This window comes from Microbacterium sp. NPDC006705 (assembly GCF_044903545.1).
GTDB lineage: Bacteria > Actinomycetota > Actinomycetes > Actinomycetales > Microbacteriaceae > Microbacterium > Microbacterium plantarum.
In genome coordinates this window covers 423272-443063 of record NZ_JBJDQQ010000002.1, presented here as the reverse complement: position 1 = coordinate 443063, position 19792 = coordinate 423272, and the positions used below count along the sequence as shown (strand labels likewise).

At 70.4% G+C, this 19792-nt stretch carries 18 protein-coding genes; 11 read left to right on the top strand and 7 right to left on the bottom strand.

The window, feature by feature from the left end; translation table 11 throughout:
• Positions 1–4 precede the first annotated feature (4 nt).
• Positions 5–1498, top strand: a complete 1494-nt coding sequence (locus ACI2K6_RS12715) for a sensor histidine kinase (protein WP_112617585.1) — start codon at positions 5–7, stop codon at positions 1496–1498.
• A gap of 70 nt (positions 1499–1568) precedes the next feature.
• On the opposite strand, the gene ACI2K6_RS12710 is transcribed toward ACI2K6_RS12715, so the two are convergent.
• On the bottom strand, positions 1569–1817 hold the full coding sequence (locus ACI2K6_RS12710) for a WhiB family transcriptional regulator (RefSeq protein ID WP_023955350.1): 249 nt from the start codon (positions 1815–1817) through the stop codon (positions 1569–1571).
• Between the two features lie 221 nt (positions 1818–2038).
• On the opposite strand from ACI2K6_RS12710, the gene ACI2K6_RS12705 reads away from it, so the two are divergent.
• On the top strand, positions 2039–2425 hold the full coding sequence (locus ACI2K6_RS12705; RefSeq protein ID WP_282501343.1) for a histidine kinase: 387 nt from the start codon (positions 2039–2041) through the stop codon (positions 2423–2425).
• 13 nt (positions 2426–2438) lie between these two features.
• Here the strand turns inward: ACI2K6_RS12705 and bcp are convergent, their stop codons facing one another.
• From bcp to aroA, 3 genes are read right to left on the bottom strand one after another with little or no spacing between them, the layout of a single operon-like run.
• Entirely contained in the window at positions 2439–2906 is a 468-nt protein-coding gene (bcp, locus tag ACI2K6_RS12700; protein WP_282501342.1) for a thioredoxin-dependent thiol peroxidase, read from the bottom strand.
• Positions 2903–3982 carry a ribosome small subunit-dependent GTPase A gene (gene rsgA, locus ACI2K6_RS12695; protein ID WP_282501341.1) on the bottom strand — a complete coding sequence of 360 codons (1080 nt, stop codon included), beginning with the start codon at positions 3980–3982 and terminating at the stop codon, positions 2903–2905. The genes bcp and rsgA overlap by 4 nt, the downstream gene beginning before the upstream one ends.
• Complete coding sequence (gene aroA, locus ACI2K6_RS12690) at positions 3979–5322, bottom strand: 3-phosphoshikimate 1-carboxyvinyltransferase (RefSeq protein WP_404568757.1); 1344 nt, start codon at positions 5320–5322, stop codon at positions 3979–3981. Before aroA ends, rsgA begins: the two co-directional genes overlap by 4 nt.
• Positions 5323–5388: 66 nt before the next feature.
• Here aroA and ACI2K6_RS12685 point away from each other — a divergent pair, with 66 nt between their 5' ends.
• Both ACI2K6_RS12685 and ACI2K6_RS12680 read left to right on the top strand, forming a co-directional pair.
• On the top strand, positions 5389–6042 hold the full coding sequence (locus ACI2K6_RS12685; RefSeq protein ID WP_378719613.1) for a sigma-70 family RNA polymerase sigma factor: 654 nt from the start codon (positions 5389–5391) through the stop codon (positions 6040–6042).
• Complete coding sequence (locus tag ACI2K6_RS12680; RefSeq protein ID WP_112617327.1) at positions 6039–6287, top strand: zf-HC2 domain-containing protein; 249 nt, start codon at positions 6039–6041, stop codon at positions 6285–6287. Before ACI2K6_RS12685 ends, ACI2K6_RS12680 begins: the two co-directional genes overlap by 4 nt.
• A 97-nt stretch (positions 6288–6384) precedes the next feature.
• On the opposite strand, the gene ACI2K6_RS12675 is transcribed toward ACI2K6_RS12680, so the two are convergent.
• Positions 6385–10104, bottom strand: coding sequence for a multifunctional oxoglutarate decarboxylase/oxoglutarate dehydrogenase thiamine pyrophosphate-binding subunit/dihydrolipoyllysine-residue succinyltransferase subunit (locus tag ACI2K6_RS12675; RefSeq protein ID WP_404568756.1), 3720 nt, complete (start codon positions 10102–10104; stop codon positions 6385–6387).
• A 198-nt stretch (positions 10105–10302) separates the two neighbouring features.
• Between ACI2K6_RS12675 and ACI2K6_RS12670 the strand changes: the two genes are divergently transcribed.
• Entirely contained in the window at positions 10303–11760 is a 1458-nt protein-coding gene (locus ACI2K6_RS12670; protein WP_404568755.1) for a GuaB1 family IMP dehydrogenase-related protein, read from the top strand.
• Here the strand turns inward: ACI2K6_RS12670 and ACI2K6_RS12665 are convergent.
• Positions 11750–12400 (bottom strand): GNAT family N-acetyltransferase, encoded by a 651-nt coding sequence (locus ACI2K6_RS12665; protein ID WP_404568754.1) that lies wholly within the window; start codon positions 12398–12400, stop codon positions 11750–11752. The genes ACI2K6_RS12670 and ACI2K6_RS12665 overlap by 11 nt on opposite strands.
• 126 nt (positions 12401–12526) lie before the next feature.
• Between ACI2K6_RS12665 and ACI2K6_RS12660 the strand changes: the two genes are divergently transcribed.
• Together ACI2K6_RS12660 and ACI2K6_RS12655 are read left to right on the top strand one after the other, a co-directional pair.
• Positions 12527–13894 (top strand): hemolysin family protein, encoded by a 1368-nt coding sequence (locus ACI2K6_RS12660; RefSeq protein ID WP_354450080.1) that lies wholly within the window; start codon positions 12527–12529, stop codon positions 13892–13894.
• A complete protein-coding gene (locus ACI2K6_RS12655) occupies positions 13891–14949 on the top strand; it encodes a hemolysin family protein (protein ID WP_114588501.1) in 1059 nt (352 codons plus the stop codon). The genes ACI2K6_RS12660 and ACI2K6_RS12655 overlap by 4 nt, the downstream gene beginning before the upstream one ends.
• Before the next feature lie 24 nt (positions 14950–14973).
• On the opposite strand, the gene ACI2K6_RS12650 is transcribed toward ACI2K6_RS12655, so the two are convergent.
• Positions 14974–16041 (bottom strand): NADH:flavin oxidoreductase/NADH oxidase, encoded by a 1068-nt coding sequence (locus tag ACI2K6_RS12650; RefSeq protein ID WP_404568753.1) that lies wholly within the window; start codon positions 16039–16041, stop codon positions 14974–14976.
• 35 nt (positions 16042–16076) lie between these two features.
• Between ACI2K6_RS12650 and ACI2K6_RS12645 the strand changes: the two genes are divergently transcribed.
• The 4 genes from ACI2K6_RS12645 to ACI2K6_RS12630 are packed head-to-tail and all read left to right on the top strand — an operon-like array spanning position 16077 to position 19788.
• Positions 16077–16928: an ADP/ATP-dependent (S)-NAD(P)H-hydrate dehydratase gene (locus tag ACI2K6_RS12645; RefSeq protein WP_274178844.1), complete on the top strand. Its 852-nt coding sequence runs from the start codon at positions 16077–16079 to the stop codon at positions 16926–16928.
• A gap of 42 nt (positions 16929–16970) precedes the next feature.
• Positions 16971–18176, top strand: a complete 1206-nt coding sequence (locus ACI2K6_RS12640; RefSeq protein WP_274178843.1) for a glycosyltransferase family 87 protein — start codon at positions 16971–16973, stop codon at positions 18174–18176.
• A gap of 14 nt (positions 18177–18190) precedes the next feature.
• Positions 18191–18535: a thiamine-binding protein gene (locus ACI2K6_RS12635; RefSeq protein WP_112617321.1), complete on the top strand. Its 345-nt coding sequence runs from the start codon at positions 18191–18193 to the stop codon at positions 18533–18535.
• Positions 18532–19788 (top strand): MFS transporter, encoded by a 1257-nt coding sequence (locus ACI2K6_RS12630; RefSeq protein ID WP_404568752.1) that lies wholly within the window; start codon positions 18532–18534, stop codon positions 19786–19788. Before ACI2K6_RS12635 ends, ACI2K6_RS12630 begins: the two co-directional genes overlap by 4 nt.
• The last annotated feature ends 4 nt before the right edge of the window (positions 19789–19792 follow it).

Sequence of the window (19792 nt, the reverse complement as noted above, 5' to 3'; positions counted from 1 at the left end):
GATGGTGTCGACCCTCAGCGATCTCGTCCATGCTCAAGGACTGTCCACCGACGCCGACGTCGAGTGGCTCCACCGCCTCGCCGGTGACGGTCAGCTGCTGGCCGATCTCGCCTTCGCCGACATCGTCATCTGGGTGCCTACCGCGGACGACTCGTTCATCGCCGTCGCGCACACCCGGCCCGGGGGAGCCGCGACCCTCTTCTATCGCGACATCGTCGGCGATCGGGTGCGCCCGCAGTGGCGCACGCAGGTGAAGGATGCCTTCACCCAGGCGCGCATCGTCGACTCGGCCTCGCCCGACTGGTTCGAGGAGACGCCCACCCGCGTGCGCGCGGTGCCGATCGTCCGGGAACGGGCGACCGAGGGGCGCGCCGCGCACGTGGTCGGTGTCCTCACACGACACACGAACCTCGGCGAGGCACGGACTCCCTCGCGTCAGCAGATCACGTTCAACGACTGCGCCGACGACCTGTTCGGGATGGTCGCCTCGTCCGACTTCCCCGATCTGAACGCCCCGACGGCTCCGCGTCGCGGCGCTCCGCGCGCATCCGACGGGCTCATCCGGCTCGATGTCGACGGCATGACCACCTTCGCCAGCCCGAACGCTCTCTCGGCCTTCAACCGGTTGGGCTTCGAGGACGAGCTCGAGGGCGAGCCTCTGATCGAGGTGGCAACGGCGATCCTTCCCAGCAAGCGCGAGTTCGACGAGTCGCTGCCGATCGTGATGGCCGGCCGTGCACCCTGGCGCGCCGACATCGAGGCCCGCGGCGTCACGGTGTCGCTGCGCACCATCCCGCTGCGCGACCACGGCACCCGCATCGGCGCGATCGTCCTATGCCGCGACGTGAGTGAGATCCGGCACCAGGAGCAGGAGCTCATCACGAAGGACGCGACGATCCGTGAGATCCACCATCGCGTGAAGAACAACCTGCAGACCGTCGCCTCGCTGCTGCGTATCCAGGCCCGCCGGACGCACTCCGAGGAGGCGCGTGACGCTCTCACCCAGGCGATGCGCCGGGTGTCGGCGATCGCGGTGGTGCACGACACCCTGTCGGAGGGGCTGGCACAGAACGTCGACTTCGACGAGGTGTTCGCGCGCGTCCTCAAGCTCGTCGCCGAGGTGGCGGCCGCGCCGAACACCCGCGCTCGCACGCGGTCGTCGGGGCGCTTCGGCACCCTGCCGAGCGAGTACGCGACGCCGCTCGCGCTCGCGCTCACCGAACTCGTCACGAATGCCGTCGAGCACGGGCTGGCGGGCACGGAGGGCGATGTCGAGATCGTCGCGGAGCGTTCCGCGGAGCGCCTCGAGGTGAAGGTGCGCGATTCCGGCAGCGGCTTGCCGGAGGGGCAGGTCGGGCGCGGCCTCGGCACGCAGATCGTCCGCACTCTGATCCAGGGCGAGCTCAGCGGCACGATCGACTGGCACACGCTCGTCGGCAGCGGAACCGAGGTGACCATCGAGATCCCGCTGCGCTACATCGAGCGCGACGCGGGCTGAGCGCGTCGCGGGGTCCCCGTCAACGCGCGGACCCCGCGCCGACGTGTCGGCAGCGGGGTCGGGGAGCGGGTCAGGACGCGCGGCGAGCGCGTGCAGCGCGGCGCTTCAGTGCGCGACGCTCGTCCTCGGACAGGCCGCCCCAGACGCCCGAGTCCTGGCCGGTCTCGAGGGCGTACTGCAGGCAGATCTCCGTCACGGTGCAGCGGGCGCAGACGGCCTTCGCCTTCTCGATCTGGTCGACGGCGGGGCCCGTGTTGCCCACGGGGAAGAAGAGTTCGGGGTCGACGGTCAGGCAGGCAGACTTGTCGCGCCAATCCATGTGGTGCTCCTTGGGGTGGTGATTCTGTCGGGCCGGACTCGGGTAGTCCGGTACCCTGGTTAAGTGTGCGAGCGGATGCTCGCCCCACTTCGCTGTGGGAGCACACGGCTTGATCTATCGTCCCATAGCCCGGACAGATGAATCAAGGGTGAACTGCGGATTTGCTCGCCGCCGGGCCGTGAATACCGGTATCGCGCGGCTCTGATCGAAGGTCGGATGCCATGGCCCCCACTGCTGTCGAACGTCTCGCGGGAGCCGTGCTCGCCGCAGAAGCCATCGCGTTGCTCGCGGTCGTCGGCTGGGAGATCGTCGCGCTGGTCGGCGGCGACACCATCGACGTTCCCAGCTCCGTCGCCCTCATCGTGTTGACCGCCATCGGTGCCGTGGCCCTCGCAGCATTCGCCGTGTCGGTCTGGCGCCGGGTGTCGTGGGGCCGTTCGGGCGGCATCGTCGCGCAGCTTCTGATCCTGGCGGTCGCCCTCGGCGCTGCCACGGGTCAGTACGCCGACGCCGGCACCGCTGTGCTCATCGCGGTGCCGGGCGTGGTCGGCTTCGTGCTGCTGGTGGCCGCGACCCGGCGTGCAGCACGCGGCCGCGGCGACGCCTGAGTCGTCGAGGCCCTCAGTCGAGACCGAGCAGCGCGCGGACTCGCGCGACGTGACCCGTCGCCTTGACGTTGTAGAGCGCGTGCTCGATCCGGCCGTCGGCGTCGATGACGAAGGTGGATCGGATGACGCCTTCGACGGTCTTGCCGTAGTTCATCTTCTCGCCCCATGCGCCGTACGTCTCGTGCACGGCGTGGTCGGGATCGCTGAGAAGCGGATAGGTGAGCTGCTCCTGCTCGCGGAAACGGCGCAGCTTCGCCTCGTCATCGCGCGAGATTCCGATGACCTCGATGCCCGCTGCGCGCAGCGACTCGACGCTGTCGCGGAAATCGCAGGCTTCCCGCGTGCAGCCGGGAGTCATGGCCGCCGGGTAGAAGAACACGACCGTGCGCCGTCCGCGCAGGTCCGACAGCGAGAGCGTCGAGCCGTCCTGGTCGTCGAGGGAGAATTCGGGGGCGAGGTCACCCGGTTGCAGACGCGTCATGATTCCAGCCTAGAACGGCGAACCGCCGGGTCGACCCCGGCCGAGAAGGTGCCGAGCAGGCGCTGAAGCGAGTCGAGTCGCGCCGGGCCACGTTCTCCCAGCCGGCCCTGCGCGACGGCCTCGACGATCGCGCAGTCGGGCGCATCGGGAAGATGCGTGCAGCCCCGCGGGCACTCCTCGGCGACAGCGGCGAGGTCGGTGAACGCGGCGAGGATGTTGGCGGGGTCGACGTGCCCGAGGCCGAACGAGCGGACCCCGGGCGTGTCGATGACCCAACCGCGCCCCTCGGGGCCGAGATAACGAAGCGATACCGTCGAGCTCGACGTGTGGCGACCTCGACCGGTGACTTCGTTGACGTGTCCGGTCGCCCGCGCGGCTGTCGGCACCAGGGCGTTCACGAGGGTGGACTTGCCGACGCCGGAGTGACCGACGAACACCGTGGCGTGGCCCACGAGCTTCGCGCCGAGCTCGTCGACCGGCATCCGTCCCCGCCCGCTCGTGAGCACTTCGAGGTCGTCGACCCCCTCGAAATGCGCGAGGAACGCGGCCGGGTCGGCGAGATCGGTCTTGGTCACCACGAGCAGGGGATGGATGCCGGCGTCGAGCGCCGCGATGAGGTAGCGGTCGACCAGGCGCGGGCGGGGCTCAGGGTCGGCTGCGGCGACGACGATGACCATCTGATCGGCGTTGGCCACGACGATCCGCTCCACCTGGTCGGTGTCGTCGGCGCTGCGGCGAAGCAGCGTCGTGCGTGGTTCGATGCCGACGATGCGTCCGAGAGTGCCTTCGTCTCCCGACACGTCGCCGACCACGCGTGCCCGGTCGCCGCTGACGATGGGCTGCTTCCGCAGCTCGCGAGCGCGCACCGCGAGCGTGGTGTGCTCGTCGTCGCCGTCCTCGTCGATGAGCACGGTGTAGCGGCCGCGGTCGACACCCACCACGCGCGCCACCTGGGCGTCGCTGTGGGCGGGTCGTCGCTTGGTGCGCGGCCGATTCGCCTTCGGGTTCGGACGCATCGGGATGTCGGACTCGTCGTACTCCTCGTCGAGGTCGTCGTCGCCGCCGAGCCAGCTCACCCGGCGACCTGCGCGTCGGATCCGAGCATGTCTGCCCACAACTGGGGGAACTCGGGCATCGTCTTCGCGGTCGTGCCGATGTCGTCGACCTCGACGCCCGGGACGCGCAGGCCGATGATCGCCCCCGCCGTGGCCATCCGGTGGTCGTGGTGCGCCCGCCAGAGCCCGCCGCGCAGCGGCGTGGGCGTGATGCGGATGCCGTCCTCGAGCTCTTCGGCCGAGCCGCCGAGCGCTCGGAGGTTGCCCACGAGAGCGGCGATGCGGTCGGTCTCATGGCCGCGGATGTGGCCGATGCCGTGCAGTGTGCTCGGCGAGTCGGCGAACGCCGCGAGCGCGAAGAGCGACGGGGTCAGCTCGCTCGCCGCCGACAGGTCGAGGTCGACGCCGCGCAGCTCGCCGGTGCCGGAGACCGCGAGAACACCGCTGCGTCGCGTCACGCGGGCGCCCATCTCGGTCAGGATGTCGACGAGCAGCGCACCCGGCTGGGTCGAGTGCACGGGCCAGTGCGGGATCGTCACCCGCCCGCCCGTCAGCGCGGCCGCGGCCAGGAAGGGGGCCGCGTTGGACAGGTCGGGCTCGATCGTGAGCTCTTTGCCGCGGAGCGGACCGGCGGGGACGAGCCACTCGCGGTCGCTCGGACGCTCGACGTTCACGCCACGGTGGCCGAGGGCCTCGACCGTCATGTCGATGTGCGGCAGGCTCGGCAGGCGGTGACCGTCGTGCACGAGGCGGAGCCCGACATCGAACCGGGGCGCCGCCAGCAGGAGCCCCGACACGAACTGGCTCGAGGCGCTCGCGTCGATCGTGACCTCGCCGCCGCGAACGTGGCCGTGCCCGTGCACGAGGAACGGCAGCGTCCACCGGCCGCCGTCGTCGATGTCGACGCCGAGCTCGCGGAGGCTCCGGATCATCTCCGCCATGGGCCGGTGCAGGGCGCTCTCGTGGGCCGTGACGGTGACCTCGCCGCGCGCGAGTCCGGCGAGGGGAGTGACGAAGCGCATGACGGTGCCGGCTTGCCCGCAGTCGACCACGGCATCGGCCGGTTCCGCCCCGAGCGGCGTCACGACGAGGTCGGGGCCGAAACGGCCCTCGCCGGGCACGGCTTCGATCTGGGCGCCGAGAGCTCGCAGCGCGTCGATCATGCGCGCGGAGTCGTCCGAATGCAGCGGCGCGATCAGGCGCGAGGGAGTCTCGGCGAGGGCCGACAGCACGAGCTCGCGGTTGGTGAGCGACTTGGAGCCGGGCACGGCGACCTCGGCCCGGACGGGGCTCTCAGCGACGGGCGCGCGCCACGGCGCGCCGACGTCGGCGGTGCGGGGGGAATACGCGGCGGTGGTCATGGGTTTCACAGTATCGAACGCCCTCGTGCTGTCGAGGTCGTTGGTCCCACCGAGTGAGAGGAGCCCATGATCGCACTCGCCGATCCTGCGGTCGCGCCGTGGGACGCCCACGTAGACTGGCCGCTGATGGAAGAGCAAGCGGTCACCGATCCGAGCGCCCAGTTCGAGGAGCAGGCGCTCCCGTTCATGGACCAGCTTTACGCCGCCGCCATGCGGATGACCCGCAATCCCGCTGACGCAGCGGACCTCGTGCAGGAGACGTTCGTCAAGGCGTTCGCCTCGTGGTCGTCCTTCACGCAGGGGACCAACCTCAAGGCGTGGCTGTACCGGATCCTGACCAACACCTACATCAACACCTACCGCAAGAAGCAGCGGGAGCCCTACCAGGGCACCATCGACGACCTCGAGGACTGGCAGCTGGGAGGAGCGGAATCCACCACCGCATCCCGGAGCCGCTCCGCCGAGGCTGAAGCGATCGACCACATGCCGGCGTCCGCGGTCAAGGACGCGCTGCAGTCGATCCCCGAGGATTTCCGGTTGGCGGTGTACCTCGCGGACGTCGAGGGCTTCGCCTACCAGGAAATCGCCGACATCATGAAAACCCCGATCGGCACGGTCATGAGCCGTCTGCACCGTGGCAGACGCCTGTTGCGTGACCTGCTGGCCGACTATGCGAAGGAGCGGGGCATCGAGATGCCCCCCACGAGGAGCAAGAAATGAGTGACTGCGGCTGCGAGAAGGCGCGACGCGATCTGGAAGAGTACCTGCGCAACGAGGTCTGCAAGACCGAGCACGCCGACATCCGGGAGCACCTCGAGTCATGCCCGGCTTGTCGCGACGAGGCCCTGGTGTCGCGCACGCTCACCGAGGTCGTCGCCCGAGCGTGCCGGGAATCGGCACCCGAGGAGCTGCGCGACCAGGTTCTGGCGCGTCTGCGGGAGGCTCAGGAGGCCGCTCACGCGTGAGCGCGCTCCGCGCCCGAGCCCGATGACGGCCTGAGCTCGGCCGTGAGAGCAGAAAGGGGCGGACGTTCGCACGTCCGCCCCTTTCGCTACCGCTGGCTCAAAGCGTGAGCGCCTGCTCGATGAGCTTCGCCTGCTCCACGGCGTGCACCTTCGGCGAACCGGTCGCCGTCGACGCCGCCGCAGGCCGGGTGATGCCGCGCACCGAGCGGCCATCGAGCTTGGCGGCGGCTTCGAGGGCGATGAACGGCCAAGCGCCCTGGTTCTCGGGCTCGTCCTGGACCCACACGACCTCGGCGTTCGGGTAGCCCGCGAGGACCGCCTTCAGCTCGTCGATCGGTGCCGGATAGAACTGCTCGAGACGCACGAGCGCGATGGCCGGGTTCGGCTTCTTGTCGAGCTCGGACTTCAGGTCCCAGTGGATCTTGCCCGAGTGCAGCAGCACACGCTTGACCGCGCTCTTGTCGGTGATCGCGCTGTCGTCGATCACGGGCTCGAACTTGCCGCGCTGGAAGTCCTCGACCGGGCTCGTCGCACCGCGCAGGCGCAGCATCGCCTTCGGCGTGAACACGACGAGGGGGCGGCGCGGACGTGCGTAGGCCTGGCGGCGCAGCAGGTGGAAGTACGACGCGGGGGTGGAGGGCCGCGCGACCGTCATGTTGTCCTGAGCGCACATCTGCAGGTAGCGCTCGATGCGAGCCGACGAGTGATCCGGCCCCTGGCCCTCGTAGCCGTGGGGGAGCAGCAGGACGACGCCCGACTGCTGGGCCCACTTCTGTTCGGCCGACGAGATGAACTCGTCGATGACCGACTGCGCGCCGTTGGCGAAGTCGCCGAACTGGGCCTCCCAGAGCACGAGCGAGTCCGCGCGCTCTACCGAATAGCCGTACTCGAACGCCATGGCCGCGTACTCGCTCAGCAGCGAGTCGTAGACGTAGAAGCGGCCCTGGTTCTCGGACAGGTTCGCGAGCGGCAGCCACTCCTGGCCGTTCGAGCGGTCGTGGAGGACGGCGTGACGCTGCACGAACGTTCCGCGACGCGCATCCTGACCGGCGAGGCGGACGTTCGTGCCCTCCATGAGCAGCGAGCCGAACGCGAAGAGCTCGCCCATCGCCCAGTCGATGTTGCCGTTGCGGCTCATATCGTGGCGCTTGTCGAGCAGCTGCTTGAGCTTGCCGTGCACCGTGAAGTTCTCGGGGGCGTTGACGAACGCGTCGCCGATCTGATGGATGACGTCTTCACCGACACCCGTCGTCTCCGGGGCGCCGACGGCCTGATCGATCGGTCCCGACAGGCCCACCGGGCCGGACGCGCCGGTCTCGGCGGCGTGGGTCTCGGCGAACGCGACCTCGAGGCGGTCCTGGAAGTCGCGCTTGGCCTGCTCGTACTCTTCCTCGGTGATGTCGCCGCGTCCGACCAGCGACTCGGTGTAGAGCCGGCGGACCGAGCGCTTGGCCTCGATGAGGTTCGTCATGAGGGGCTGGGTCATCGACGGGTCGTCGCCCTCGTTGTGACCGCGACGGCGGTAGCAGACGAGGTCGATCACGACGTCGCGCTTGAACTCCTGGCGGTAGCGGAACGCGAGCTGCGCGACGTGGACGACGGCCTCGGGGTCGTCGCCGTTGACGTGGAAGATCGGCGCCTGGATGGTCTTCGCCACGTCCGTCGCGTAGACCGAGCTGCGGGCGTCGAGGGGGAGCGTCGTGAAGCCGACCTGGTTGTTGACCACGACGTGGACCGTGCCGCCGGTCCGGTACCCGCGCAGCTGCGACATCTGCAGCGTCTCGACGACGACGCCCTGACCGGCGAACGCGGCGTCGCCGTGGACGAGGATCGGCAGCCACGAGAACGAGCCGATCGGGCCGCGGTCCTGCTTGGCGCGCACGATGCCCTCGAGAACGCCGTCGACGGTCTCGAGGTGCGACGGGTTCGCGGCGAGGTACACCGGCAGTTCGTCGCCCTCATCGCCGACGAAGGTGCCCTCGGTGCCGAGATGGTACTTCACGTCGCCCGAGCCGCTCTTCGAACCGATCGCGACGGAGCCCTCGAACTCGCGGAAGACCTGGCCGTAGGTCTTGCCGGCGATGTTCGTCAGGACGTTGAGACGGCCGCGGTGGGCCATGCCGATCGCGGCGCCCTCGAGGCCCGTGCGCGCCGCGCCCTGGAGGACCTCGTCGAGCAGCGGGATCAGCGACTCGCCGCCCTCGAGGCTGAAGCGCTTCTGGCCGACGTACTTGGTCTGCAGGAAGGTCTCGAACGCCTCGGCCTGGTTGAGCTTGCCGAGGATGCGCAGCTGCTCGTCGTGACCGGGCTTCTGGTACTTGACCTCGACGTTGTCCTGGAACCACTTGCGCTGCTCGGGATCCTGGATGTGCATGTACTCGATGCCGATCGTGCGGCAGTACGAGTCGCGCAGAACGCCGAGGATCTCGCGGAGCTTCATGACGCGCTTGCTGCCGAACCCGCCGGTGACGAACTCGCGGTCGAGGTCCCAGAAGGTCAGACCGTGCTGCTCGATCTCGAGGTCGGGGTGCGTGCGCTGGCGGTACTCGAGCGGGTCGATGTCGGCCATGAGGTGGCCGCGCACCCGGTAGGAGTTGATGAGCTCCTGCACGCGGGCCGTCTTGTCGACGCGCTCGGCGAGGTCGACGTTGATGTCGGTCGACCACTGGATGGGCGCATAGGGGATGCGCAGGGCGGCGAAGATCTCGTCGTAGAAGCCGTTCTTGCCGATCAGCAGTTCGTGAACGGTCTTGAGGAACTCGCCCGAGCCGGCACCCTGGATGACGCGGTGGTCGTAGGTGCTGGTGAGAGTGATGGTCTTGCCGATGCCGAGGTTGACGAGCGTCTTCTCGCTCGAGCCCTGGAACTCGGCCGGGTAGTCGAGCGCGCCGGCGCCGATGATGCTGCCCTGGCCGCGCATGAGCCGCGGAACCGAGTGCACCGTGCCGATGCCGCCGGGGTTGGTCAGCGAGATCGTCGTGCCCTGGAAGTCGGCAGCGGTGAGCTTGTTCTTGCGAGCACGGCTGACCAGGTCTTCGTAGGCGGCCAGGTACTCGCCGAAGCTGAGCGACTCGGCGCGCTTGATGCTCGGCACCATGAGCGCGCGCGTGCCGTCGGGCTTGGGGAGGTCGATCGCGATGCCGAGGCCGACGTGCGCGTGCGCGATCACCGACGGCTTGCCGTCGACCTCTGCGTACGAGACGTTCTGGCTCGGGAAGGCCTTGAGCGCCTGGATGAGCGCCCAGCCGATGAGGTGGGTGAAGCTGATCTTGCCGCCGCGCGTGCGCGACATGTGGTTGTTGATGACGATGCGGTTGTCGATCATCAGCTTGGCGGGGATGGTGCGCACACTCGTCGCGGTCGGCACCGTGAGCGAGTCGTCCATGTTCGCCGCGAGGGTCTTCGGCATGCCGCGCAGCGGGGTGACGACATCCTCGCGCTGCTCGACCTCGGCGGCGGGGGTCGTCGGGGCCTGCGCGGGCACCGGCTGCGCGGCGGCGGGCCGAGCCGTCGTGCGAGCGACCGGCTGCGAGCCGACCGTCGGCACCGGGGCCGTCACGGGGTGCGCCGCCGCCGCGGGCTGTGCGGGGGCGGGTTGCGCGGGAGCGGTGCCGGCGGGCTGCGCCGGGGCGGACCCGGCGGGCTGGGAAGCGCCGCCGTTCACGTGAGCGGCGTAGGCCTCGAGCGTCGGCCACCACTCCTTGTCCACCGAGTTCTTGTCTTCGCGGAACTGTTCGTACAGTTCCGCGACGAGCCATTCGTTCGCCCCGAACTCGCCGTCGTTCGAGGTTCCGATTCCGGTCGCCTGGCTGGACACGGCAGATCGCCTGCTTTCATCGGTGAAGATCGGTTCTCACGGCGGTCGTCCGCCGCCGCGCACAGTCTCCTAGGGTAGCCCAGATCAACCGACCGGATGCCGCGGCGACACCCGTGGTATCGCATCGTGATGGAGCCCGCCCGGCCCTCTCGCCGCACGCCCGGCTGTCTGTCGGGTCCGCGGCGTAGCGTATGGAGCATGCGTTTCTCCGGTGCTGAGCCCACGGTCGACCTGACGTACTCCGACGTCTTCCTCGTGCCCCGCCGATCGGCGATCACGAGTCGGCTCGATGTCGACCTCGCCCCCGGCGACGGCACGGCGGCCACGCTGCCGATCGTCTCGGCGAACATGAACTCCGTCACCGGCCCGCGTCTGGCCGCCACGCTCGCCCGCCGCGGCGGACTCGGCGTGCTGCCGCAGGACATGCCGCTGCAGGACCTCGACGCCGCCATCCGGTGGGTCAAGGCTCAGCCGGTCGCATGGGACACCCCCATCGTGCTCTCACCGGATGCCACGGTCGACGACGCATCCCGCATCCTTCCCGCGCTGGATGGGCACGGCATCGTGGTCGCGGACCCGTCGGCGCCGACGCTGCGTATCGACGACATCACCGGGATCGTTCCCGCGGCCCGCCTGGCCACCGCCCTGCCGGACGCCCGCCTGGGCGACCTCGTACGCGACCGTGCGACCGCGATCGACGCCGATGACGTCTCCGGTCCTCGCGCCGCCTTCGACCTCATCGACGCGGCCGATGTACCGGTCGTCGCAATGCTCCATCAGGGTGCGCTCGTCGGCACGCTGTCGCGTCGCAGTGCGCTGCGCACCGCGATCTACCGCCCCGCCGTCGACGGCGACGGGCGTCTCATCGTCGCGGCAGCGATCGGGATCAACGGCGACGCGGCAGCCAAGGCGCGGGCGCTCGCCGCCGCGGGCGTCGATGTGCTCGTCGTCGACACCGCCCACGGGCACCAGGAGGGGATGCTGCGCGCACTGCGCGAGGTCGCGGCGCTCGACCTCGGTCTGCCGATCGTCGCGGGGAACATCGTCACGGCCGACGGCGTCGCAGACCTCGTCGAGGCGGGTGCCACGATCCTCAAGGTCGGCGTCGGCCCCGGGGCGATGTGCACGACCCGCATGATGACGGCCGTCGGACGGCCGCAGTTCTCCGCCGTGCTCGAGACCGCGCAGGCGGCGGCGGAGCGCGGGGCGCACGTCTGGGCCGATGGGGGAGTCCGCTATCCCCGGGATGTGGCGCTGGCGCTCGCCGCGGGCGCGGCATCCGTCATGATCGGCTCCTGGTTCGCCGGCACGATCGAGTCGCCCGGCGAGGTCCAGCTCGACGACGAGGGGCGTGCGTTCAAGGAGTCGTGGGGCATGGCTTCGACGAAGGCCGTCGTCGGCCGGTTCGGGCGCCTCGACGCCTACGAGCGAGCCCGCAAGGAGCTGTTCGCCGAGGGCATCTCGTCGTCGCGGATCTACCTCGACCCGCTGCGCCCGGGCGTCGAGGATCTGCTCGACATGATCACCTCGGGTGTGCGCTCGTCCTTCACCTACGCAGGAGCCGCGACGGTGGCAGAGTTCCACGAGCGCGCGACGGTCGGTCTCCAGTCGGCCGCCGGCTACGAAGAGGGCAAGGCGCTTCCCGTCAGCTGGTAGAGCTCGCCGCCTGCGCCGGCCTCTGGCCAGACGACTCCCATTCGTCGCGCAGTACACCCATGACGACCGAGTCGTACCGTCGGCCGCGCACCTCGCGCGCATCGCGGAAGCGCGCCTCCTCGACGAAACCGAGACGGTGGCCGACAGCGAGCATCCGCTCGTTCCCCGACCAGGTCGCGAAGTCGAGCCGGACGACGGAGGTCGTGCGGAAGAGGTACTCGGTCCAGAGGCGCAGGGCCTCGGTGCCGACCCCGCGGCGGCGCTGGGTCGGGTCGTAGACCGTCAGGCCCATCCGCCGCCAGTCCGAGACCTCCGACTCCCAGTGCCACGAGACCGTGCCGAGCATCGTCGCCGGATCGTCCGCCGTGACGATGACCGCCCGCGTCAGCGGGGCGTGTGCGCCGTAGGAGCCGTCGGCGATGCTGGATGCGAGTCGTGCGCACGCGGCATCCACCCCCGCGACGTCGAGCTTCGGGAAGTAGGGGCCGTCCCAGCGATGCCAGTCCTGATGGGGCTGGAGCCACCTCCGGTAGGGCTCTACATCGGCCGGCACGAACGGACGAACCCGGATGCCACGGCTCTCGCCGATGCCCGTGGTGCGGTCTTCCGTTCTCCCCGGCGCGCTCGTCGAATCTGTCATGAGTCGATTGTCGCGGCTGCGCCCGGCGCGCGCCTCGGACAGGCGTAAGATCGGGCGCACGATGGACGACCCTCCTAGTTGCCGACCCTCGCCCCGCCGACCCCGACCGATCGGGGGTGACGCCTGATGGATTTCATCATGCTGGGCGTGGGGCTCCTGCTGACCGTCGGCACCGGTCTGTTCGTCGCGAGTGAGTTCGCGCTCGTCAATCTCGATCGCGCGGACCTCGAGGCCCGCCAGGCGGCGGGCGAATCGCGCCTCTCGATGACGATCGCGGCGCTGCGGATCACCTCGACGCATCTGTCGAGCGCGCAGCTCGGCATCACGCTGACGACGCTGCTCACCGGTTACACGATGGAGCCGGCGATCTCGAACCTGCTGTCGCCGGTCTTCGAGGCGTGGGGCTGGGCCGAGACCGTGTCGCGGCCCGTCGCCGCCGTCGTGGGCGTGTCGATCGCGACGATCTTCTCGATGATCCTCGGCGAGCTCGTCCCGAAGAACTTCGCTCTGGCGATCCCTCGTCAGACGGCGAAGCTCGTCATCCCGTTCCAGACCCTCTTCACGACCGTGTTCCGGCCGGCCGTCACGGTGCTCAACGGCAGCGCGAACGGAGTGCTCCGCTCGATGGGCGTCGAGCCCAAGGAGGAGCTGTCGGGGGCCCGTTCGGCGGAGGAGCTGTCGAGCCTCGTGCGCCGGTCCGCGAGCGCGGGCGTGCTCGAGAAGGACACCGCATCGCTGCTGGACCGTTCGCTCACCTTCGCTCGGCTGACCACGGCCGACGTCATGACGCCGCGCCCGAGCCTGCACGCGGTCGCTGCGGGCGACAGCGTCGAGGACGTCATCCAGCTCGCGCGGCGCACGGGCCACAGCCGGTTCCCGGTCTTCGGTGACTCGATGGACGACATCACCGGAATCGTCCACGTCAAGCAGGCGGTGAGCGTCCCGCGCGAGCGCCGCGCAGACGTTCCCGCCGCCGCCATCGCGGAGGATCCGCTGCGGGTGCCCGAGGCCGTGCATCTCGACGCCGTGCTCAGCGAACTGCGCGCCCGGGGGTATCAGATGGCCATCGTCGTGGACGAGTACGGCGGCACGGCCGGTGTCGTGACGCTCGAGGATCTCGTGGAGGAGATCGTCGGCGAGGTGCTCGACGAGCACGATCGCAACCGCGCCGGGGTGCTGAGGGTCGCCGGCGGCATCGTCTTCCCCGCCGAGCTGCGTCCCGACGAGGTGCTCGACCGCACCGGCATCCGGGTTCCCGAGGGCGACGTCTACGACACCGTCGGAGGGTTCGTGATGAGTGTGCTGGAGCGCATCCCGGTCGTCGGCGACACCGTCGAGATCGAGGACGGCACGCTCACCGTGCAGCGGATGGACGGCAGGCGGGTCGACCGCGTGCGTTTCGAGCCCACCCCGGTGCCCGAGGAGGCACCGACCGCGTCCCCGGTCGAGCCGATGCGACCGGCGCCGCGCCGCGAGGACGGTGATCGTCGATGAACGACTGGGCGGGACTGGCCTGGCTCGTCGTGCTGCTGGCCTTCAACGCCTTCTTCGTCGCGAGCGAGTTCGCCGTCATCTCCGCGCGCCGATCGCAGATCGAGCCCCTCGCCGACAAGGGGTCGCGCTCGGCGAAGACCGCGCTGTGGGCGATGGAGCACGCGACCCTCATGCTCGCGACGTGCCAGCTGGGCATCACGATCTGCTCGCTGGTGATCCTGAACGTCTCCGAGCCGGCGATCCACCACCTGCTGGCCGTGCCGCTCGGGCTCACCGGGTGGGGCGAGGCGGTGGTCGATGTCGTCGCCTTCGCCGTGGCGCTCATCGTCGTGTCGTACCTGCACGTCGTGTTCGGCGAGATGGTTCCGAAGAACCTGGCCTTCTCGCTGCCCGACCGAGCCGTGCTGCTGCTGGCGACGCCGCTGCGGTGGGTCTCGCGGCTCTTCTACCCGATCATCGTGGCCCTGAACTGGATCGCCAACCACGCGGTGCGTCTGTTCCGGGTCGAACCGAAGGACGAGGCGACCTCGACCTACACGCTCGACGAGGTCGCGACCATCGTTGCGACGTCCCGTATCGAGGGCGTGCTCGACGATGCGTCCGGAACGGTCGCGGCCGTCGTGGAGTTCACCGACAAGAAGGCGGCGGATGTCGCCGTGCCGTTCGGCGAGTTGGTGACCCTGCCCGAGACCGCGACGCCCGAAGACGTCGAGCGCGCCGTCGCGCGGCACGGCTTCTCGCGCTACGTCATCGTCGATGACACCGAGCAGCCGGTCGGGTACGTGCACCTGAAGGACGTGCTGCGAGAGGCGGAGGATGCCGACGGCGCGGCATCGCGGCCGATCAAGTCCAAGCGCATCCATCTCATGGTGCCGGTCGCCGAGACGACCGACCTCGAGGACGCGCTTGCTCTGATGCGCCGATCGAGCCGTCACCTCGCTCAGGTTCGGGATGCTGAGGGGCGGACCACCGCGGTGCTCTTCCTCGAGGACATCATCGAGGAGCTCATCGGCGAGGTGCACGACGCCACGCGCCGCGCACCTCGCTGGGCCTGAGCCTGGCCGGGTGACGACGCTCGCTCAGCGGCGCCGCGCGCGGACGTACTGGGGCGGCCAGACCGAGGCGTCCTCGCCCAGCTCGTCGGCCGCACGGAGCCCGAAGTGGGGGTCGCGCAGCCACTCGCGGCCGGCCATGATCGCGTCGGCGTCTCCGGCGGCGAGGATCTCCTCGGCCTGCGTGCCGGTCGTGATCTCGCCGACCGCGCTGACGGGCAGCCCGGTGGTCGCGCGGATCTGGCTCGCGAAGGGCACCTGGTAACCCGGTCCCGTGGTGATTCGCTGGTGTGCGACGAGGCCGCCGCTCGAGACGTCGATGAGGTCGGCGCCGCGCTCGTGCGCCCAGGCCGAGACCGTCGCCGTCTCGGCGACATCCCAGCCGCCCTCGGCCCAGTCGGTCGCCGAGAAGCGCACGAACAGCGGGGCGTCGGGAGCGGCGGCGCGAACCGCCTCGACGATGAGCAGCAGGAGCCGGGCGCGGTTCTCGAGCGACCCGCCGTACTCATCGGTGCGCTGGTTCGACAACGGCGACAGGAACTCGTGCAGCAGATAGCCGTGGGCCGCGTGGATCTCGAGCACGTCGAAGCCGGCTTCGCGTGAACGGCGTGCCCCATCGGCGAACGCGGTCACGAGGGCGTCGATCTCAGCGCGCTCGAGCTCGTCGGGCCGGGCGTAGCCGTCGAAGGCGACGGCCGAGGGGGCGAGTGCCTGCCAGCCGCCCCCCGCCTCCGGCACGGTCCCGCGCTCGGCGGCGAACGGCGAATACGTCGACGCCTTGCGGCCCGCGTGCGCGAGCTGGATCGCGGCCACGGCGCCGCGGTCGTGGATCGCCGTCACGATCGGGCGCCAGGCGTCGCGCTGCTCGTCGTTCCAGATGCCGGTGTCTTCGGGGGTGATGCGACCCTCGGGCACGACCGCGGTCGCCTCGGCCATGACGAGTCCGGCGCCGCCCGAGGCGAACTGCGCGAGGTGGACGTGATGCCAGTCGTTCGGCATGCCGTCCTGCGCCGAGTACTGGCACATGGGGGCGACCCAGAGGCGGTTGCGCACCTCGACGGTTCGGATGGTCAGGGGGCTGAACAACTGGCTCACGCCGGGCTCCTTCGGGGCGCCGATAGGGTGGCGCCATGGTCGAGATCCACGAATGGGATGCGCGCGACACGGTCGCGCTCCTGCGCAAGCCAACTGCCGACGACCACAAGTATTCCCGCGGGGTGCTCGGTGTGCGAACCGGATCGCAGGAGTATCCCGGTGCCGCCGTGCTCGGTGTCGAGGCCGCCTGGCGGACGGGCATCGGGATGGTCCGCTACCTCGGCCCCGAGCGTCCCGCCGACCTCGTGCTCCAGCGCCGGCCCGAGACGGTCACGGCGCCCGGCCGCGTGCAGGCGTGGCTGATCGGATCGGGGACGGATGCCGCGACCCGGCCCGCCGCCGAGACCGCACGGCTGGGAGAGCTGCTGCAGGGCGACCTCCCCGTCGTCGTCGACGCCGGGGCCCTCGACCTGGTCCCCGGCGCGACCGCCCCGCTCGTCGTCACGCCGCACCAGAGCGAGCACGCGCGCCTGCGCGGGCTGCTCGGCCTCGACGACGTGACACCGACGTCACTGACCGACCGCATCGAGGCCGCCCGCGAGACCGCGGCCGCGGCCGGGATCACCGTGCTGCTCAAGGGCGCCGAGACCGTCGTCGCGGCCCCCGACGGATGGACCGCCGTCGTCCGGGCCGGCACCGGGTGGCTCGCCACCGCGGGCACCGGTGACGTGCTCGGCGGCATCCTGGGTGCTGTCGTGGCGGCCCGGGGCGCGCAGCACGATCTGGATGCCGCGGCCCTGGCACCGCTGGCCGCCGCGGCGGCGTACATCCACGGACATGCCGGTCGCGGTGCCGGTCCCGGCCCGATCACGGCGCTGGACGTCGCCGAGGCCGTACCCGCCGTGATCCACGTGCTGCTCTCCGGCGGCGACCCGGCCGCCCGCTGACACCACCGGTGGGCCCCAATGGCCTCACCGTAGGATGTGACGGTGTCGAGACGGGGAACGCTGTGGGTCGCGTTCGCGCTCGTCCACGTCGTGGTCTCGGTGCTCGGATTCGTGCTCCCGAATCAGCCGATGGGGGATGTCTACCTCGTCTACGAACCCTGGTCGCAGCGAGCGCTCGCCGGTGAGGGCATCGTGGGGATCGACGAGGACTGGGTGTACCCCCAGCTCGCCCTCGTCCCGCTTGTGCTCGCCCACGGGTTCGCGTGGATCGCCGGCTACACGGTGGGCTGGGCCATCTTCGTCACGGCTCTGGACGCCGTCGCCTTCGCGGTCCTCGTGGGCCGCGCGCGATCGCGCGGACGCGTGACGGCGGCGTGGTTCTGGCTCGCGGCGATTCTGCTCCTCGGCCCGGTCGGCCTCTACCGGCTCGACGCCGTCACCGTCGCGCTCGCCGTGATGGGTGGCCTGTGGCTTCGCGGACGGCCCTGGCTGGCCGGCATCCTGCTCGCCGTGGCGACATGGATCAAGGTCTGGCCCGCGGCGATCATCGCCGCCGCGGTCATCGCGCTCCGGCGGCGGTGGGCGCTCGTCGGTGCCGGGCTCGTCGTCTCGGTCGCGACGCTCGCGGCCGTCGTCGCCGCCGGTGGCCTCGACCATGCGCTCGGGTTCATCGGAGATCAGACGGGGCGCGGTCTTCAGGTCGAGGCGCCCGTGAGCATGTTCTACCTGTGGGGGCAGATGCTCGGCATCCCGGGGTTCTTCGTCTACTACTCGACCGAGATCCTGACGTTCCAGGTAACCGGCACCGAGATCGATCCGGTCATCGCGTCGATGACTCCGATCCTCATGATCGGGGTGGGGGCCGTGGCGGTCGTCGCCGCCCTCAAGGTGCGCCGTGGCGCTGCGGTGCGCGACCTTCTGCCCGTCGCGGCGCTCGCGATCGTCACCGTCTTCATCGTGCTCAACAAGGTCGGTTCGCCGCAGTACCTGTGCTGGCTCGTCCCGCCCGTCGTGCTCGGACTGGTCGTCGCGCGCCGCGCCTGGGTGCGACCGGCGATCCTCGTCCTCGTGCTCAGCGCGCTCACCCAGCTCGTGTACCCGGTGTTCTACGGCGAGGTCCTCGCGGCGCATCCCCTCGGCGTCGGCATCCTCACCGTGCGCAACGCCCTGCTCATCGTCCTCGGTGTCTGGATGGTGGTGCGCCTCGTCCGGGTGCCGGTCCGGACGCCGTCATCCATCCCCGCCTGATCCGGAGGTCCATCATGCTCATCGCCTTCTCCGTCGCTCCCAGCGGCACCGGCAGCAATCCCGACGGCTCGGTGCACGATGCCGTCGCCGCAGCCGTGGCCGTCGTGCGGGCATCCGGCCTGCCGCACCGCACCACTTCGATGTTCACCGAGGTCGAGGGGGAGTGGGACGAGGTGATGGCCGTCGTCAAGCACGCGACCGAGGCGGTCATGCCGTTCGGGTCACGCGTATCGCTCGTGCTCAAGGCCGACATCCGGCCGGGCTACAGCGGCGAGCTCGACGGCAAGATCGAGCGCCTCGAGGGCGCGCTCGAATCGATTCGACATGAGGGGGAGCGCGGCGCTACGCTCCCGGAGTGACGACGCCCGCCATCTCCCGCCCGACCGCCCGCCGGGCCCTGCTCTCGCTCGCGATCGGCAGCTTCGGCATCGGGATGACGGAGTTCGTCGTCATGGGCCTTCTGCCGGAGATCGCCGGCGAGCTGCTGCCCTCCGTCTACGCGAGCGATCCGGAAGCCGCGATCGCCCAGGCGGGGTGGCTCATCACGCTCTACGCCGCCGGCGTCGTCGTGGGGGCGCCGACCATCGCAGGAGTCGTGGCGAAGTACCCGCGGCACCGGGTCATGGTCTTCCTCGCGCTCGCCCTCACCCTCGGCAACGCGCTGACGCTCGTGCTGCCGACGTTCGAGCTCGTCGCGGCATCCCGGTTCCTCGCGGCCCTGCCACACGGTGCCTACTTCGGCATCGGTGCTCTCGTCGCCGCCGACGTCCTGGGTCCGGGCAAGCGTGCGCAGGGCGTCGCGTTCGTGCTGACGGGCCTCACGATCGCCAACGTCGTGGGTGTTCCGCTCGGCACCTTCCTCGGCCAGCAGTTCGGTTGGCGGGCCGCGTTCCTCGTCGTCGCGGCGATCTTCGCGCTGGCCACCGTGGCGATCGCACTGACCGTCCCGCATCACGCAGGGGAGCCGTCGCGCACCCTGCGCGCCGAACTGCGGGTCTTCGGCATCGGCCAGGTGTGGTTCGCGCTCGGCATCGGGGCGATCGGCTTCGGCGGCTTCTTCGCGGTCTACAGCTACGTCGCGACCCTCGTCACCGAGGCGGCCGGCTCGCCGCAGTGGGCGGTGCCGATCGTGCTCGTCGTCGCGGGTCTCGGCATGACCGTCGGGAACCTCGTCGGAGGCAGGCTCGCCGACAACGATCTGCGGCGAAGCCTTTTGGGCGGCCTGCTCGCTCTTGCGGCGGTTCAAGCGCTGCTCGCACTGACGGCCGGCTGGATCGTGGCGGTCGGCCTGTTCGTCTTCCTGGTCGGGTTCTTCTCGTCGGCGTTGAGCCCGACCATCCAGACGAGGCTGATGGATGTCGCGGGCGACAACCAGTCGATCGCGGCGGCGCTGAACCACTCGGCGCTCAACATGGGCAACGCGTTGGGTGCGGCACTGGGCGGAGTCGTCATCGCCGCCGGGCTCGGGTTCGTCGCGCCGGTCTGGGTGGGGGTCGTCCTCGCCCTCGCCGGGTTCGGGGTCGCGTGCGCGAGCTTCGCCGTCGAGGCTCGTGCGCGGCGGCGCTCGCCTTCGCTGATCGACCGATCCGACGCGCCTGCGCCGACACGCTGAGACG